At 63.4% G+C, this 16,678-nt stretch carries 16 protein-coding genes and 2 tRNA genes; 15 read left to right on the forward strand and 3 right to left on the reverse strand.

What is annotated here, in order from left to right; all coding sequences use genetic code 11:
- The first annotated feature begins 96 nt into the window (after positions 1-96).
- From acuI to GSH16_RS14155, 11 genes are all read left to right on the forward strand, one after another.
- Positions 97-1,095 carry an acryloyl-CoA reductase gene (gene acuI, locus GSH16_RS14105; RefSeq protein WP_160856200.1) on the forward strand — a complete coding sequence of 333 codons (999 nt, stop codon included), beginning with the start codon at positions 97-99 and terminating at the stop codon, positions 1,093-1,095.
- Positions 1,096-1,098: 3 nt separating this feature from the next.
- Positions 1,099-1,527: a YccF domain-containing protein gene (locus tag GSH16_RS14110; RefSeq protein WP_160856202.1), complete on the forward strand. Its 429-nt coding sequence runs from the start codon at positions 1,099-1,101 to the stop codon at positions 1,525-1,527.
- A 139-nt stretch (positions 1,528-1,666) separates the two neighbouring features.
- On the forward strand, positions 1,667-3,283 hold the full coding sequence (locus tag GSH16_RS14115; protein WP_160856204.1) for a BCCT family transporter: 1,617 nt from the start codon (positions 1,667-1,669) through the stop codon (positions 3,281-3,283).
- 104 nt (positions 3,284-3,387) lie between these two features.
- Complete coding sequence (locus tag GSH16_RS14120; RefSeq protein WP_160856206.1) at positions 3,388-4,605, forward strand: aminotransferase class V-fold PLP-dependent enzyme; 1,218 nt, start codon at positions 3,388-3,390, stop codon at positions 4,603-4,605.
- Positions 4,606-4,669: 64 nt separating this feature from the next.
- A complete protein-coding gene (locus GSH16_RS14125; protein WP_160856208.1) occupies positions 4,670-6,088 on the forward strand; it encodes a cryptochrome/photolyase family protein in 1,419 nt (472 codons plus the stop codon).
- A gap of 115 nt (positions 6,089-6,203) precedes the next feature.
- Positions 6,204-7,415, forward strand: a complete 1,212-nt coding sequence (locus tag GSH16_RS14130) for an SAM-dependent methyltransferase (protein WP_160856210.1) — start codon at positions 6,204-6,206, stop codon at positions 7,413-7,415.
- 9 nt (positions 7,416-7,424) lie between these two features.
- Complete coding sequence (locus GSH16_RS14135) at positions 7,425-7,883, forward strand: TrgA family protein (RefSeq protein WP_160856212.1); 459 nt, start codon at positions 7,425-7,427, stop codon at positions 7,881-7,883.
- 69 nt (positions 7,884-7,952) lie between these two features.
- On the forward strand, positions 7,953-9,086 hold the full coding sequence (locus tag GSH16_RS14140; RefSeq protein ID WP_160856214.1) for a gamma-glutamylcyclotransferase: 1,134 nt from the start codon (positions 7,953-7,955) through the stop codon (positions 9,084-9,086).
- Positions 9,087-9,143: 57 nt separating this feature from the next.
- The gene (locus GSH16_RS14145) at positions 9,144-10,190 is read left to right on the forward strand and encodes a cysteine synthase A (protein ID WP_160856216.1); all 1,047 of its coding nucleotides are present in this window, start codon (positions 9,144-9,146) and stop codon (positions 10,188-10,190) included.
- Positions 10,191-10,195: 5 nt separating this feature from the next.
- Positions 10,196-10,909 carry an alanyl-tRNA editing protein gene (locus tag GSH16_RS14150; protein ID WP_160856258.1) on the forward strand — a complete coding sequence of 238 codons (714 nt, stop codon included), beginning with the start codon at positions 10,196-10,198 and terminating at the stop codon, positions 10,907-10,909.
- A 71-nt stretch (positions 10,910-10,980) separates the two neighbouring features.
- Positions 10,981-11,070: transfer RNA gene (locus GSH16_RS14155), tRNA-Ser, on the forward strand.
- Between the two features lie 367 nt (positions 11,071-11,437).
- Here GSH16_RS14155 and GSH16_RS14160 read toward each other — a convergent pair.
- The 3 genes from GSH16_RS14160 to GSH16_RS16105 are packed head-to-tail and all read right to left on the reverse strand — an operon-like array spanning position 11,438 to position 13,661.
- Positions 11,438-13,102 carry a recombinase family protein gene (locus GSH16_RS14160; RefSeq protein ID WP_160856218.1) on the reverse strand — a complete coding sequence of 555 codons (1,665 nt, stop codon included), beginning with the start codon at positions 13,100-13,102 and terminating at the stop codon, positions 11,438-11,440.
- Positions 13,099-13,506 (reverse strand): DUF2924 domain-containing protein, encoded by a 408-nt coding sequence (locus tag GSH16_RS14165; protein ID WP_160856220.1) that lies wholly within the window; start codon positions 13,504-13,506, stop codon positions 13,099-13,101. The genes GSH16_RS14160 and GSH16_RS14165 overlap by 4 nt, the downstream gene beginning before the upstream one ends.
- Positions 13,503-13,661: a DUF3489 domain-containing protein gene (locus tag GSH16_RS16105; protein WP_160856222.1), complete on the reverse strand. Its 159-nt coding sequence runs from the start codon at positions 13,659-13,661 to the stop codon at positions 13,503-13,505. The genes GSH16_RS14165 and GSH16_RS16105 overlap by 4 nt, the downstream gene beginning before the upstream one ends.
- On the opposite strand from GSH16_RS16105, the gene GSH16_RS14175 reads away from it, so the two are divergent.
- From GSH16_RS14175 to GSH16_RS14190, 4 genes are all read left to right on the forward strand, one after another.
- A complete protein-coding gene (locus tag GSH16_RS14175; RefSeq protein ID WP_328803242.1) occupies positions 13,642-14,382 on the forward strand; it encodes a DNA-methyltransferase in 741 nt (246 codons plus the stop codon). The two genes, GSH16_RS16105 and GSH16_RS14175, sit on opposite strands and share 20 nt — an antisense overlap.
- Entirely contained in the window at positions 14,375-14,797 is a 423-nt protein-coding gene (locus tag GSH16_RS14180) for a DUF5681 domain-containing protein (protein WP_160856224.1), read from the forward strand. The genes GSH16_RS14175 and GSH16_RS14180 overlap by 8 nt, the downstream gene beginning before the upstream one ends.
- Entirely contained in the window at positions 14,797-16,266 is a 1,470-nt protein-coding gene (terL, locus tag GSH16_RS14185) for a phage terminase large subunit (RefSeq protein WP_160856226.1), read from the forward strand. Before GSH16_RS14180 ends, terL begins: the two co-directional genes overlap by 1 nt.
- Positions 16,240-16,332: transfer RNA gene (locus tag GSH16_RS14190), tRNA-OTHER, on the forward strand. Before terL ends, GSH16_RS14190 begins: the two co-directional genes overlap by 27 nt.
- Positions 16,333-16,678: the final 346 nt, after the last annotated feature.

The raw sequence follows: 16,678 nt of genomic DNA on the forward strand, positions 1-16,678 counted from the left end.
CCTTTCAAAAATGCATTCGCAAGCCGCGTGTCTTGGAACCTGTGGTCTTGCTGTCTAAGTTGACCCTGAACAGGGATCTGAGCCGGGGAGTGCGTCATGGGGTTCAATGCGTTGGTGGTCGAGAAATCGGAGGAGGGGGCAACCTCCGCCGCTGTGCGCCAGTTGGAGGTGGCCGACCTGCCGAAAGGCGAGGTGCTCGTCGCCGTCGACTATTCCACCGTCAACTACAAGGACGGGCTCTGTATCGGACCGGGCGGCGGCTTGGTGCGGTCCTATCCGCATGTGCCGGGGATCGATTTTGCCGGTACGGTCGAGCGGTCGGAGGATCCGCGCTACACGCCGGGTGACAAGGTCGTTCTGACCGGCTGGCGCGTGGGCGAGGCCCATTGGGGCGGCTATGCGCAGAAGGCGAGCGTCCGCGCCGACTGGCTGGTGCCGCTGCCCGACGGGCTGACGACGCGGCAGGCGATGGCCGTGGGCACGGCCGGTTTCACCGCGATGCTGGCGGTCATGGCGCTCGAGGATCACGGGCTCGAGCCGGGACGCGGTCCGGTGCTGGTCACGGGGGCTGCGGGCGGGGTCGGGTCCGTCGCGACCGCGATCCTTGCGCATCGCGGCTACGAGGTGGCAGCCGTCACCGGGCGGCCGGAGACGGAAGCCTATCTGCGCGACCTTGGCGCCACCACCATCGTGCCGCGCGCAGAGTTGAACGAAACGACGAAGCGGCCGCTGGAAAGCGAGACCTGGGCCGGCTGCGTCGATGCGGTTGGCGGCGCGATGCTGGCACGCGTCCTTGGCCAGATGAAATATGGCTGTTCGGTCGCTGCGGTTGGGCTGGCCGGCGGCGCGGCGCTGCCTGCGACCGTTATTCCCTTCCTTTTGCGCGGGGTGAACCTGCTCGGTATCGACAGCGTGATGCAGCCCTATGCCAATCGCGAACGGGCCTGGGCACGGGTGGCGCAGGACCTGCCGATGGACAAGCTCGAAGCGATGGTCCGACCGGCCACGCTGCATGACCTGCCGCAGATCGGGGCGGATATCCTGCGCGGTCAGGTGCAGGGCCGCGTGGTCGTCGACGTCAATGCGGAGGGCTGACTCATGGGATTTCTGAGCCTGCTTCTCAATATCCTCTGGATCATCACGGGGGGCGTCTGGATGGCGCTGGGTTGGGTGCTCGCCGGCGTGCTCATGGCGATCACCATCATCGGCCTGCCGTGGAGCCTGTCGGCCTTCAAGATCGCCAATTACACGCTCTTTCCGTTCGGCCGCGTGGCGGTGGATCGCGGCATGGTGCATGGCGCGGACGAGGCGCCGGGCGCTTTTTCCTTCATCGGCAACCTTCTGTGGCTCATCCTTGCCGGTTGGTGGCTGGCGCTCGGCCATGTGATCACCGCCGTCGGGCTGGCCATCACCATCATCGGGCTGCCCTTTGCCTGGGCGCATCTGAAGCTGGCCGGCCTGTCGCTCTGGCCGATGGGCAAGGCGATCATTCCGGCCGATACCTACGCTTTCATTTCCGGCCGCTAGGGCCGGTTTCGCGCCTAAAGATCTGAAATGTCGCCCGCAAGTGGCGGGAAAGCCGTGTGCAATGTCGCGCACTGCTTTTTCTGTCATGCCCGAACCTGTGCTAGGCTGACGTCGTTAACACCCAACAGGAGGACGCAGCATGAGCGATGCCACGGAAGGCACCGGCGCAGTCGACGTCGATACCGATTACGAAGTGGGTCAGGACAATATCCAAGCGCAGGTGGGGCCGTTCGGGCTCGACATTCACAATCCGGTCTTCCTGATTTCCGGACTGTCCATCGTGGCATTCGTGCTCGGCACGCTGATGCTGCCCGAAAGCGCCACCGGTCTCTTCTCGGCGATGCGGAACTTCGTGACGGGCAACTTCTCCTGGTTCTTCCTGCTGGCGGGCAACATTTTCGTGGCCTTCTGCATCATCCTGATCTTCACGCCGCTCGGGTCTGTCCGTCTGGGCGGGGCAGAGGCAACGCCCGATTACAGCTATCCCGGCTGGTTCGCGATGCTCTTTGCCGCCGGCATGGGCATCGGGCTGATGTTCTACGGCGTGTCGGAGCCACTGTCGCATTTCTCCGCATCCTTTGCAGAGGGCGCGGGGTCGCCCGACAGTTGGGCGCCGCTTGCCGGTGCCGCCGGCGATGCGGAGGCCGCGCGCAGCCTCGCCATGGCCTCGACCATCTACCACTGGGGGCTGCACCCGTGGGCCATGTATGCGGTCGTGGCGCTCGCGCTCGGCCTGTTCAGTTACAATTGGGGCCTGCCGCTCTCGATCCGCTCGGCCTTCTACCCGATCTTCGGTGACCGGGTCTGGGGCTGGACCGGGCATATCATCGATATCGTGGCGGTTTTTGCGACGCTCTTCGGCCTTGCCACATCGCTCGGCTTCGGCGCGGAGCAGGCCTCGGCCGGTCTTAACTATCTCTTCGGCATTCCCGAGGGCGCGGAAACCAAGGTCATCCTGATCGTCGCCATCACCGGGATCGCGACCCTGTCGGTGCTGGCCGGCCTCGATGCAGGCGTGAAACGCGCGTCCGAGATCAACATGGTGCTGGCCTTCCTTCTGCTGCTCTTCGTGCTGGTGGTCGGTCCGACCGGTGAACTGGTCAGTGGTTTCCTATCCTCCATCGGGGCCTATGCGCGCGAGTTTCCCGCCCTGTCGCAGCCCTTCGGGCGCGAGGATGCGAATTTCAGCCAGGGCTGGACGGCCTTCTACTGGGCCTGGTGGATATCCTGGTCGCCCTTTGTGGGCATGTTCATCGCGCGGGTCAGCCGCGGCCGGACGGTGCGCGAGTTCATCATCTCGGTTCTCATCATCCCGTCGCTGGTCTGTGTGCTCTGGATGAGCACATTTGGCGGCACCGCCATCAGCCAGGTGGTCAATGACGGGTTCATGGGGGCGGCCGAAGCCAACCTGCCGGTGCAGCTTTTCGAGATGCTGTCGCAACTGCCGCTGGCAGGGATCACGTCGCTCATCGGGATCGTCCTTGTGATCGTCTTCTTCGTCACCTCGTCAGACAGCGGCTCGCTGGTGATCGACACGGTGACGTCGGGCGGCAAGACGGACGGGCCGCTGCCGCAGCGGGTTTTCTGGTGCATCTTCGAAGGGCTGGTGGCCATCGCGCTGTTGCTTGGCGGCGGACTGGCCGCGCTTCAGGCCATGGCGGTTTCGACCGGGTTCCCCTTCGCGGCGCTCCTGCTGCTGATGTGCGTCGCGATCGTGCTCGGGCTCGTCAAGGAATGGCGCGCGGCCCGCGCCTGATCCGAAGCCTGCCCGGCACGGGCTTGAACCCATGCGCGAACCGGTTCACTCTCCGACCGCCCCGGCAAGCCGCCGGGGCGGTTTCTTGAAAGCTGGAGGTGGCCTTGACGCCCTTGGATTCTGATTTCGTGCGGGCGCAATTCCCGGCATTCGCGGACCCGTCGCTCGACGGACAGGCGTTTTTCGAGAATGCGGGCGGGTCCTATGCCTGCCGTCAGGTGATCGACCGGCTGTCGGACTATTACGTGAAGACCAAGGTACAGCCCTATGCCCCCTATCCTGCGGCGGAGCAGGCCGGAGCGGAGATGGATGCGTCGCGGACCCGCCTTGCAGCCTTCCTGAACGTCGCGCCGGACATGCTGAGCTTTGGTCCGTCGACAACCCAGAACAGCTATGTTCTGGCGCAGGCATTCCGGCAGATGCTGGCGCCCGGCGATGCGATCATCGTGACCAATCAGGATCACGAGGCCAATAGCGGACCGTGGCGGCGGCTGGCGGACAGCGGCATTGAGGTCCGTGAATGGCAGGTCGATCCCGCGACCGGCGCACTTGACCCGGACGCGCTCGACGCGCTGCTCGACGAGAAGGTGCGGCTGGTGGCCTTCCCGCATTGCTCCAACATCGTTGGGCAGATCAATCCGGTGGCCGACATCTGCGCCAGGGTCCGTGCAGCGGGTGCCGTGTCCTGCGTCGATGGTGTGAGTTTCGCGCCGCACGGGTTGCCGGACGTCGCGGCGACAGGGGCGGATATCTACCTGTTCTCCAGCTACAAGACTTACGGGCCGCATCAGGGTGTGATGGTCATTCGCCCCAAACTGGCCGACCGGCTTCCCAATCAGGCGCATTATTTCAACGCCGGGTCACGGACAAAGCGGTTCACGCCGGCCGGTCCGGATCATGCGCAGGTCGCGGCCATGTCGGGGGTCGTTGACTATTTCGAGGCGCTTGCGGCGCATCACGGTGCGTCAGGCGGGCAGGAAGCGGCAGTGGCACGGCAGGTCATGCGGGACCATGAAACCGCGCTTCTCGGCCCGCTTCTCGACTATCTGGGCAACCGCAACGATCTGCGCCTCATCGGACCGAGGGACGCAGCAGTCCGGGTGCCGACCGTATCGGTCGATCTGGGCCGCCACGCGGAATCGGTGGCCGCCGCGCTCGCGGCTGAGGGCATCATGACCGGCGGCGGAGATTTTTACGCGGTGCGCTTGCTGGAGGCGCTGGGCATTGATCAGGAGCAGGGCGTCCTGCGGCTCAGCTTCGTCCATTACACCAGCCGTGCGGAGGTCGATCAGCTGATCGCGGCGCTCGACAAGCATTTGTGATCGCTTACTGATCCGCAACGAATGGGAGGGCGTATTGGAGGCAGAACACTGAAACGGAGCGTTCATGTCCACCACTTCTCCCACCCTCGTCTGGTTCCGCCGCGACTTCCGGCTTGATGACAATGGCGCGCTGGCCGCTGCCGCGGAGAAGGGCGGGCCGGTCGTGCCGGTCTTCATCCTCGACCCGGACGTCGATCAGCTGGGTGCGGCACCCGCCTGGCGGCTGGAGCAGGCGATCGAACATTTCGGCGCGGTGCTGGAGGGTATGGGCAGCCGGCTCATCCTCCGCCGGGGCAAGGCGCTCGATATGTTGCGGGACCTTGTGGCCGAAACGGGGGCCGGTGCCGTCCACTGGAACCGCTATTACCAGCCGCAGGTGGTGGCGCGTGACCGGGAGGTGAAAGCCGCCCTGAAGGAAGACGGGCTGGAAGCCTGCTCCTTCGACGGGATGGTTTTGCGCGACCCGTGGGAGGTCCGGACCCAATCCGGCGATCCGTACCGCGTCTACTCGCCCTTCTGGAAGAGCCTGCGCGGGATGGACATCCCGGCGCCGCGCGACCCGCCCGGGGCACTGCCGGCGCCCGACACCTGGCCGGAGAGCGAGAGGCTTGCGGATTGGGGGCTGGGAGGCGCCATGAACCGTGGTGCCGAGATTGTCGCCGGCCACGCCCGCATCGGGGAAGCCGCGGCGAGGGACCGGCTCGACGAATTCCTTGACGGGTCCGTGGCGCGCTATGCAGCCGACCGCAACCGGCTCGACCGGCCGGATGCGACCTCTGGCCTGTCGGAGCCGCTGGCCTGGGGCGAGATCTCGCCACGCCGCATCTTTCACACGGTCCAGGGGCGGGACGCGGCGGGCACCAAGGGCGCGGAGAAATTCCTCTCCGAACTCGGCTGGCGGGATTTTGCCTGGCATATCCATCATAGTTTTCCCGCTCTGGCAGAGGAGAACTGGTCGGACGGTTGGGACAATTTTCCCTGGCGGGAGGAGAATGACGATGCCGAGGCCTGGCAGCGCGGTCTGACCGGAGAGGAAATGGTCGACGCGGCCATGCGAGAGCTTTACGTGACCGGCCGGATGCACAATCGCGCGCGGATGCTTGTCGCCTCCTATCTGACCAAACATTACCTTGTGCACTGGCGGGTGGGCCTGCGCTGGTTCGAGCACTGCCTCATCGACTGGGACCCGGCCTCGAACGGGATGGGCTGGCAATGGGTGGCGGGCAGCGGGCCGGATGCCGCTCCTTATTTCCGCGTCTTCAATCCTGCACTCCAGGCTGAGAAATTCGATCCCAAGGGCAGCTATCGCCGCCTTTATCTCGATCCGGAGGCTGACGGGGCAAACGCCTTCCTGCGCGCTGTGCCGCGAAGCTGGGGCTTGGGCGAGGGCGCGCGGCCGGACACGCCGCGCATCAGCCTGAAGGACGGGCGGGACCGGGCGCTCGGCGCCTATGAGGCCATGAAATCGGGCCGCGGCGACTGACGCGGCGCCACCGGATGCCCTGCCGAAACCGGGTGCAGTTCCACAACATTAACAGCCACTTGGCGAATTTGACCAAGTTCGGTTAGACTTTTCTTCAACGAGGGGGATGTCGGCGATGAACGACCGTCACGAATCGAAAACACAACAGGGAACGCCGCGCTGGTTCGGAGCCGTTCACGCGATCATCAAACGGATGTCGATCGGCACGCTTGACCTCTATCTTCCAGACGGCCGCTGCTATTCCGTCGGTCAGGCGGGCACCGGACCACACGGGGAAATCCGCATCCTCAATCCGGGCTTCTTCGGTCGCGTGATGCGCGACGGGGAGCTCGGTTTCGCCGAGGCCTATATGGATGGCTGGTGGGACACGCCGGACCTGATGGCACTGATGGATGTGCTGCTTCTCAACAATGCCGAGGTGGGGCGCCGCCTGCCCGGCGCCGGCTTTCTGCGCGCGATCGAGCGCGCGCGGCACTGGCTGCGGTCGAACACCAAGACCCAGGCGCGCAAGAACATTTCCTATCACTATGATCTTGGGAACGAGTTTTACGGGCTGTGGCTCGACGAGAGCATGACCTATTCCTCGGCGCTCTACCGGACGGACGAGGAACCGCTCGTCAAAGCGCAGGAACAGAAATATGCCGCCATTTGCGACAGTATCGGCGTGAAACAGGGCGACAGCCTGCTGGAGATCGGCTGCGGCTGGGGCGGCTTCGCCGAATATGCCGCACGCCACCGCGGCGCCAAGGTCACCGGCCTGACCATCTCTCGCGAGCAGCATGACTATGCCAAGGAACGGATGTTCAAGGCAGGCCTCAATGAACGGGTGGATATCGTGATGCGCGACTATCGCGACGAGCGCGGCGCCTATGACGGGATCGCCTCGATCGAGATGTTCGAAGCGGTCGGGGAGAAATACTGGCCGGTCTATTTCGACACGGTCAAAAGCCGGATGGCACCGGGCGGACGGGCCTGTCTGCAGATCATCACCATTGCCGACCGCTGGTTCGACAGCTACCGCAAGGGCGTCGATTTCATTCAGAAATATGTCTTTCCGGGCGGCATGCTGCCCAGTCCGACGGCGCTGCGCGCCGAGATAGCGAAATCGGGAATGACTCTGCTCGACAGCCACGAGTTCGGCCACAGCTATTCCCTGACCCTGCGCGAGTGGTTCGACGGGTTCAATGCCCAGTGGGACACGATCGCCAGCATGGGATTTGACGACCGGTTCCGGCGTTTGTGGAACTTTTATCTTGCCTCATGTGCGGCCGCCTTCAATGCTGGCACAACCGACGTGACGCAGGTGACGCTCACCAACACCGCCTGAGGAAGCCCGATGCAGAAAGCCAACATGCCCACCGCCGCCCGCCTCGTCGCGGCGTTTCTATTGGCCGCATCGACAATGCTGGTGGCGTTCATGTGGGTGGAAAGCTACGGCGAATGGCGACCCAAGACACCGCGCCTCTTCTATCTCTGCGGGATCATCGGCGCGCTGATCGGCTGGTCGAGTCTCGGGACGCGGGCCGGCATGGGCCTTGGCGCGGGCATGAGCCACGGGCTGCGGTCCGCCGGCCATGTTGCGGCCTGGGTGGTGCTGACGCTGGCACTCGCCGCGGTCGGGCAGGCGATGCAGTTTCACGCCTATTATTCGCCGGTAGAGGCACTGCAGGCACTGTTCGAGAAATGCCTCGAATTCCTCGGCATGATGCTGAAGGCCGATACAGTGATCTTTGCTGCCTGCCTTGGTGTGCTGAGCGGCCTTCTGACCGAGATCGCGAACCGCCACTGGCGGTAGGTTTTTCCGAAGAACGGTGAAGCGGGCCGCTCTGTCCGGGCGGACCGGTTGCACGAAAGGGTGCCAGCGATGGACCAGCTCTTCTTCTACGGCACGCTGCAGGACCCGGAGCTTCTGTCGATTGTGCTGGGCACGCCGGAAGCCGGGCTCGATATGCGGCCCGCGAGCCTGCCCGACCACCGCGTCACGACAGTCCGCAATGCCCCCTATCCGGCGCTGGTACCGCAGGCCGGTGCTGCAGCGCCCGGGCAGCTGGTGCGCGGTGTGACGGCCGAAATGCGCGCCCGGCTGGACTTTTTCGAAGGAGAGTTTGCCTATGCGCTCGTCCCGCGGGATGTCCAGTGTGACGGACGGACGGAGCCCGCGCTCGTCTACCTGTCGGACGGGGCGGGGGCCGAGGATGCGGACTGGCGGATCGGTGACTGGGCACCGGACCATCGCGCATGGTTTCTGGAGGTCGCGCGCGAGACGATGGGCTATTTCGGGCAGCGCAGCACGTCGGATCTGGCTGCACTGCGCCACGGGATTGCCTTCCGCGCCCTCGCGCGGCGCAACGCGGCGTCGGAGGCACCTTCGGCCCCGTCCACGCTAGACCGGCGGAACGTCACGTTGACCCGCCTTGAGCGCCCCTATGCGAACTATTTCGCGGTGGAGGAGATCGCGCTTCGCCATGACCGGTTCGACGGCGGCACGGCACAGGTCGATCGTGCCGTCATGGCCGCGGGTGACGCGGTCACGCTCTTGCCATGGGATCCGAAGACCGACCGGCTGCTTTTTATCGAGCAGTTCCGCCCCGGCCCCTTCGCGCGCGGCGATCTTGCGCCGTGGATTGTGGAAGTGGTTGCCGGCCGGATCGACGCCAATGAGACACCGGAGGACACCGCCCGCCGCGAGGCGCGGGAGGAAGCGGGGATTGGGATCGGGCGCATTGCCCATATTGCGAGTTATTATTCTTCCACCGGCACCTCGACCGAGTATCTGCATTCTTATGTCGGGGAGGCCGATCTGAAGGGCGCTGGCGGACTTTTCGGCGCTGACGGGGAGGGAGAGGATATCCGTGCCTTCACCCTGTCGCGCGCCGAAGCCATGGAGATGGCGGCCGCCGGGCAGATCCGCAATGTGCAGACGCTCCTGTCGCTCTACTGGCTGGAGGGGCGCGCTGCGGGCTTGCGCACGGACTGGGGCGCGGACACTGCGCCTTGATGATCGGTCCGCCTTTCCATATCTATCGCCCTCGACCGAAGTGATGAGGAGCCCCAGATGGCCGTCTACCGGAACCTGCCCGAAGCCGTCGGAAACACGCCACTGATCCGCCTGAACGCGGCGTCGGAGGCCACGGGGTGTGACATCCTCGGCAAAGCGGAATTCATGAACCCCGGCCAGTCGGTCAAGGATCGCGCGGCCCTGTCGATCATTCGCGACGCGGAGGCGCGCGGCACGCTGCGCCCCGGTGGGACGATCGTCGAAGGCACCGCGGGCAATACCGGGATCGGGCTGGCGCTGGTGGGCGCCGCGCTGGGCTACCGGACGGTCATTGTGATCCCCGAGACGCAGACCCAGGAAAAGAAGGACATGATCCGGCTCGCGGGCGCGGAACTTGTCGAGGTGCCGGCTGTGCCCTACCGCAACCCGAACAATTACGTCCGCTATTCCGGCCGTCTGGCCGAGGCGCTTGCCAAGACCGAACCGAACGGGGCCATCTGGGCCAACCAGTTCGACAATGTCGCCAACCGGCAGGCCCATGTGGACACGACTGCGCCGGAAATCTGGGACCAGACCGATGGCAAGGTGGACGGGTTCATCTGTGCGGTCGGTTCCGGCGGCACGCTGGCCGGTGTGGCCGAAGGCCTGCGGGCCCGCAACCCCGGTGTGAAGATTGGCATTGCCGACCCGGACGGCTCGGCGCTCTATCACTATTACGCCCATGGGTCCTTGAAGGCCGAGGGGGGATCGATCACCGAAGGGATCGGGCAGGGGCGTGTGACGGCCAACCTTGAAGGGCTGACGGTCGACCATGCCTATAACATCCATGATGACGAGGCCGTGCAGGTGGTCTTCGACCTTCTGGAGCATGAGGGGCTCTGCATGGGCTCCTCTTCCGGAGTGAACGTGGCCGGTGCGATGCGCATGGCGCGCGATCTCGGCCCGGGCCATACGATCGTGACGGTGCTCTGCGACTATGGCACGCGCTACCAGTCAAAATTGTTCAATCCCGAACTGTTGCGCTCCAAGGACCTGCCGGTGCCGGCGTGGTTGGAGCCGAAAGCCGCGAGCGACGTGCCGCAGGTCTTCGAGACGGAGGCGTGAGCGCCATGACCCGGCTCTATCTCGACGATGCCTACCGCCGCACCGCTCCGGGCGTGGTGACGGGCCTGACGGAGCAGGGCGGGGTCCGGCTTGACGCGAGCCTCTTCTACCCCACGAGCGGCGGCCAGCCCGGTGATGCCGGGCGGATCGTTGTGGACGGGCGGCCGATCGACATCGCGACCACTGTGCTCGATACGGGCGAGGTTGTGCTGGTTCCGGCTGCGGGCCAGGACCTGCCGGGGGTGGGCGCGGAGGTGACGCAGGAAATCGACTGGGACCGTCGGTTGCGCCACATGCGCATCCATACCGCATTGCACCTTCTGTCGGTGGTCATCCCGCTGCCCGTCACGGGCGGACAGATCACCGCCGAGAAGGGCCGGCTCGATTTCAACATGCCCGAAGCGCCGGAAGACAAGGCCGCTCTGGAAGAAGCGCTGAACGCGCTGATCGCGGCCGACCATCCCGTGTCCAGCCGCTGGATTTCCGAGGCCGAACTGGATGCAAACCCCGGGCTGGTAAAGACAATGTCGGTCCAGCCGCCGCGCGGCGCTGGCCGGATCCGGCTCGTCCGGATCGGGAAGGATGGTGCGCCCGTCGACCTGCAGCCCTGTGGCGGCACCCATGTCCGGAGCACCGCCGAGATCGGTCCCGTGCGGCTCGGCAAGATCGAAAAGAAGGGCCGGATGAACCGGCGCGTGGCGCTCCATCTGGAGAGTTGAAGGGCCCGCACCGAAAAGCCCATTTCGCCCCTTGTCATCCCCCGCCGCCCCGGTATAAACACCCCGCACGCGGAGAGGTGGCCGAGTGGTCGAAGGCGCACGCCTGGAAAGTGTGTAGGCGGGGAACCGTCTCGAGGGTTCGAATCCCTCTCTCTCCGCCACTATCTTCCGTCTCAATTCCCTATGTCCAACTCGCGCCGATTTCTGGCGCAATTCCCGTGGCTTGCCTGAGCGCCATGCGACCAGAGACGCACCTCGCTGGCCGGAATCCCCGCCACTTAGCCCCCTGTCTCAGTTGGCCCAATAGGGCGGTCCGGTTTTGGTGATTTTCCCTGTTCGGTGCCGATTTACAGGGAATATGTGGGATTCTTGGTAGTTGCGGGCAATGGGATGCCGATTTAGCGCAGCGAGATCAGTGATTTATTGTCGGTTTCCCTAAACACCGGAACAGGGAATTTTCTGACGGTATCAGGGAAACGTTTCAGGATATCAGGGAAGCGGTTCTGCGGAGCAGGGAGCGATCGGCGATCAGATGCCGAAAGACTGTTCCTGATCGTCCCAGGCGAGCGGCAATTTGCGGCTCACAAGTCGTTGCAGGGTCAGGTCAACGGGCTGGGTCCCATCGACAATCGCGGTCTGGATTTTGGGCGACAGGCCGGAGAGGGCGATGATGCGGGCGGCATAGCGCTCGGATATTCTTGCATCGTTGGCAAGTCGTTTGAGGGACTGACCGGTTTTCAAACTGGCGGACCAGCGATGGGCGTTACGTAAGGCGCGGACCATGGCAGGGTCCAGGCGCGGCTTGCGGTCGCCGGCAACAATCTTCGTCTCGACCCCGCGGCGCTTGCACGTGAAGGGACGCTCCAGTCTCAGGGTGTCCGGGTGCAACTCTGCAGCCGGGACATTCACGGCGTCCGCGATCGTCTTGCCGTCGAGCGCGATGGCAATGCGTGCTGGCTCGAGGGTGCATTGGCGGATCAGCGGCGCAGCTGAGCGGATTCCGTCCCGCTGCGTTTGCAGGGCAAATGCCCGCAAGCGATCAGCAGCAGCACTGACTGCATGAAGTTCACCCGAAGCGAGTACGGTGTGGCGCTCGGCCAAAACGGTGAGGTGGTTTGTGACCAGAGAGAGGATTGTTGCTTCAAGGGCCGGTGCCGGCAAGCGCCATCCGGAAAGGTCTGCCCCACCGGAGATCAGGCGGTGGGAGATATAGTAGCGCAGCCGTTTCTCGTTCTTCTGCGTGTGGGTCGGTGTCAACGGATCACCGGTCTCGTCGCGAAGCTTGCCCTTCAGAGGCGCAGCCTCGGAAACGGGCTTTCCTGCGGCAGGACCCCTTCTCTTGGCGCTGGCCTTCTGCAAGAGTTCCTGAACCTTGTCCCAGCATACGCGGTCGATGATGGCAGGATGTTTGCCAAGATAGGTCGTGTCCTTGTGCCGGATCGTGCCGAGATAGATAGGATTGGTCAGGATCTTGTGGATCTGGCCGCGGCTCAGAACGGTACCGCCCTGTTCCCGTCCGGTTGAGAAGCTGTGACGCTTGGAGCGAAGCCCCAAGGCTTCCGCTTCTCGGGCAACCGCGCTGAGACAGTGATGCTTGGCGTAGAGAGCAAACAACTGTGCCACGACACCGGCTTCGGCCGCATTGACCACCAGTTCGCGACGGAGCGGATCAGGATGCGGGTCATAGCCGAGCGGTGGAACCCCGCCCATCCAGAGCCCTTTCTTTTTGGATGCCGCGATCTTGTCGCGGATCCGCTCTGCCGTCACCTCGCGCTCAAACTGGGCAAAGGAGAGGAGCACATTGAGCGTCAGGCGTCCCATGGACGAGGATGTGTTGAACGCTTGCGTGACAGAGACAAAGGAACAACCCGCGCCTTCGAGCCGGTCGACGAGCCTGGCAAAATCGGCGAGCGATCTGGTCAACCGGTCGATCTTGTAGACCACGACCATGTCGATCCGTCCGGCATCGATATCGGCAAGAAGCCGTTGCAGGCCGGGTCGCTCGAGTGTGCCGCCAGAGATGCCGCCATCGTCGTATCGGGCCGGCAACATGCGCCAGCCTTCATGCCGTTGGCTGGCGATATATGCAGCGCAAGCCTCATGCTGGGCATCGAGCGAGTTGAAGTCCTGATCGAGACCCTCGTCAGACGATTTGCGGGTGTAGATTGCGCAGCGGATCCGGGGTGTCTTCATGATCCCACCTTTCCGTTCAGGCCGAAGAACCGCGGTCCGGACCAGTGGGCACCGGTAATCGCGCGCGCGATGGCGGAGAGTGAACGCCAGGTTTGTCCATTCCAACGGTAGCCGTCTTCAGTGACATCCACGACATGGGTGACGCCATTCCATTCCCGGAGCAAACGCCCGCCGGGCTCCATAGAAACGGCAGCTGAGCGGTGCGAACAATCATCCTGCTTTGCAAGGGCCTTGTGGATCCGCGCCGGTGGCTTGCCATACATGCGCGATTGAAGCTCCGTCGCGAGGAACAGGCGAAGCAAATTCCGGCTCAGACCCTTTGGAACCGGTGTGCCAAAGGTTGAGGCCCAGGCCGCGATCAACGCGGCCCGGTCCATGGTCTCCAGATCAGTGACGTTGATCATTCCACCGCCTCGGGTTCGGCAGTGATGCAGTAGACCGCATCCTTCCCCGTGGCGGGATCGGCTCGACGCTCGAGCACGTATCCCGCATTGCGCAAACCGCTCAGGAAGGCGTGCGCGGAATGGCGCTGCCACCCGGTGGCCTTGCAGATTGCCACCAGAGTTGCGCCCTGTGGGCGGTCTGGCAAAGGTGGCGATCACCGTGAGTTTGCGATGGCTTCGGGTGAGATGAGCGAGGATGAGTTCCGCGCGTTCCTGGCAAGCGTCATGGCGCGTCTGTCGGATATTCTGCCCAAAGGCGGGGTTGCTGATGTCTGCATGGATTGGCGCCACGTCGAAGAATTGATTGCCGGCGGCAAGGCTGCCGGATTTGATCTCGTCAACCTGTGTGTCTGGAACAAGACCAACGGGGGCATGGGCAGTCTTTATCGCTCGAAGCATGAATTGGTCGCGATCTTCAAGAAGCCGGGCGCTGCGCACACCAACAATGTTGAGCTAGGCAAACACGGGCGGAACCGGACCAATGTCTGGGACTATGCCGGTGTCAACAGTTTTGGAGCGGGTCGGGAGGCCGACCTTGCGGATCATCCGACGGTCAAGCCGACTGCGTTGGTGGCCGATGCGATCATGGATGTCAGCCAGCGCGGTGATCTGGTGCTCGACATGTTTGGCGGGTCAGGCGCCACGCTGCTGGCCGCCGAACAGACCGGCCGCCGTGCCCGGTTGATCGAGCTTGATCCGGCCTATGTCGATGTTGCCATCCGCCGGTGGCAGCAGATGACTGGCAACATGGCGGTGCATGCCGCGACAGGTGAGAGCTTTGACGACCGTACCGCAGCCACCGCACTGGACGGGGACAAGGAGGCGGGCCGTGTCTGATTGCGACAATGAATATGAGGTCGGCTATGGCCGGCCTCCAAAGGCTTCGCAGTTCAAGAAAGGCCAGTCAGGCAATCCGAAGGGCCGGCCGAAAGGCGCGAAGGGGATACGTGCAAGTCTGCAGCGCGAACTGGAGGCCAAAGTCACGATCCGTGAAGGCAATAGGCAAATTCGCGTCTCGAAGGCCGAAGCCATGGTCAAGCGGCTTTCGAGCAATGCGTTGAAAGGAGACATGAAGGCGCTCGCTCTGCTGTTGAAACTCGATTCTGAACAGGGTGCGCGTCAGGAAGCAGACGTTGCGGAACGAGAACCGACAGGCTCTTTAGATCCCGCAGATTTGGACATGCTCCGGCACTATCTTGCCGCAGCTGGAAAGCCTGACGCTACGGATGACGCGCCCGGGGGAGGACAATGATGGCACTTGATCTGGAAGTGGTGCGTCGCGTGGCCAAACAGGTTCCACGAGATGAATTCTTCTACTTCGTGTGGAAAGTGTTCCACACGCTGCATCATGGATCCGACTCTGCCTTCCAGCCGAACTGGCACGTCGAGGCGATGTGCCACGAGCTCGACAATGTGCGCACCGGCGAGAACAAGCGCCTGGTGATCAACATCCCACCGCGGTGTTTGAAATCCATCACCGTGGCCGTTGCCTACGTAGCCTACATCCTCGGCCACAAACCGGAGGCCAAGATTATCGTGGCGAGCTACGGGCTCGATCTGGCACGCAAACATTCCGAGGATTGCCGCAAGGTCATGGAGACGCCGTGGTACAAGGCGATGTTTCCTGCCGCACGCCTGGCCCGGAAAGGCAATACCGTGGACGTGATCCGTACCACCAGAGGCGGCAGTCGCAAGGCTGTGTCCATCGGCAGTTCGGTCACAGGGCACGGGGCGGACTACATCATTATCGACGACTTGCTGAAGGCCGGTGATGCTGGTTCGGAGGCCGAGTTGATCAAGGCGCAGGAGTTTATCGAGGGCACGCTTTTGTCGCGCTTCAACCACCCGTCTGAAGGTCGCGTTGTCATGATCGCGCAACGGCTTAACGAGCTTGATCCGCCGGGTTATCTGCTCGACAAGGGTACCTACAGGCATCTCAACCTGCCGGCAATTGCCGAGGAAAATGAGGTCGTGCCGATCGGGCGCGGCCGCTCGCACCGCCGTGGCCCAGGCGACCTTCTCTTTCCCGACCGGTTGGATCGAGAGACGCTGGACCGCATGCGCCGTGAAATGGGCTCGGCCATCTTCAACTGTCAGTACCAGCAGAATCCCATCGCGCCAGATGGATCGCCACTGCGATGGGAATGGTTCCAGACCTACGATCAGGTCCAGGACCGCAACTGGTACCAGCTTGTCGTTCAAAGCTGGGATACTGGCATGTCGGCCGATCCGCGGTCAGACTTCTCCGTTTGTACGACCTGGGGGTTCAGAGACACCAGTTGGTACCTGCTTGATGTCTGGCGTGGCCGATTGGACTATCCGCAACTGAAGGCCAATGTGCTGGCGCTTACTGAGACCTGGCGCCCTGAGAAAGTTCTTATTGAGGATGCTGCAACGGGCCGGCCGCTGTTCCACGAACTGTTTATGGATGATAAGCGCTATAGGCGTATTACACCTGAGAAGGACAAAGAAGTGCGCTTCGCTGCTGCTTGCGCACCTGTTGAAGCGGGCACCGTGTTCCTGCCCCGAGAGGCCCCATGGCTGCCAGCGTTCAAACGCGAGTTGCTTGGCTTTCCCCGGACGCGCCATGACGACCAGGTCGACAGTTTTAGCCAGTTCCTGAATTGGTCCAAAGGGACCGGGTTCTGGCGATCCTTGCCACGTGACCATCCGCTCAAGGTTGCGCGGCGTGAACGCGGGCGTGAGCGGGTACGACGGTAAGTGTGGTGCTTGGCCTTCAGGCTCATAACCTGAAGGTCGCAGGTTCAAATCCTGCTCCCGCAACCAAATTCCTAAAGAAAATACAACGCCTTAGCCCCGCAACATGCGGGGCGTTCTGCGTTGCGAAATCCGCGCTGGAAGCACTGTGGAAGCAACAGGGCAAAATTGGAGTGCGTGGCGGTATGGCAACAGATGCAACCGATGCTTGCCTGTTCTGACACCCGGTCAGAAGACGGTTATCTGCACGTACTCTACTCTGCCACCAAGAAAGATGGAGATGGACTTGTGTCCTTCCCCCGTAAAACTGGGCCACTACACTGGCTGCGAAAGGGGGATTGGGCATGGCGAGGAAGCGACATTCAGACGAAGACGTCTTGAAGCTGCTGCGTGAGATCGAGTTGAAGCTGAGTGC

Source organism: Oceanomicrobium pacificus (assembly GCF_009833495.1).
GTDB classification, from domain to species: domain Bacteria; phylum Pseudomonadota; class Alphaproteobacteria; order Rhodobacterales; family Rhodobacteraceae; genus Oceanomicrobium; species Oceanomicrobium pacificus.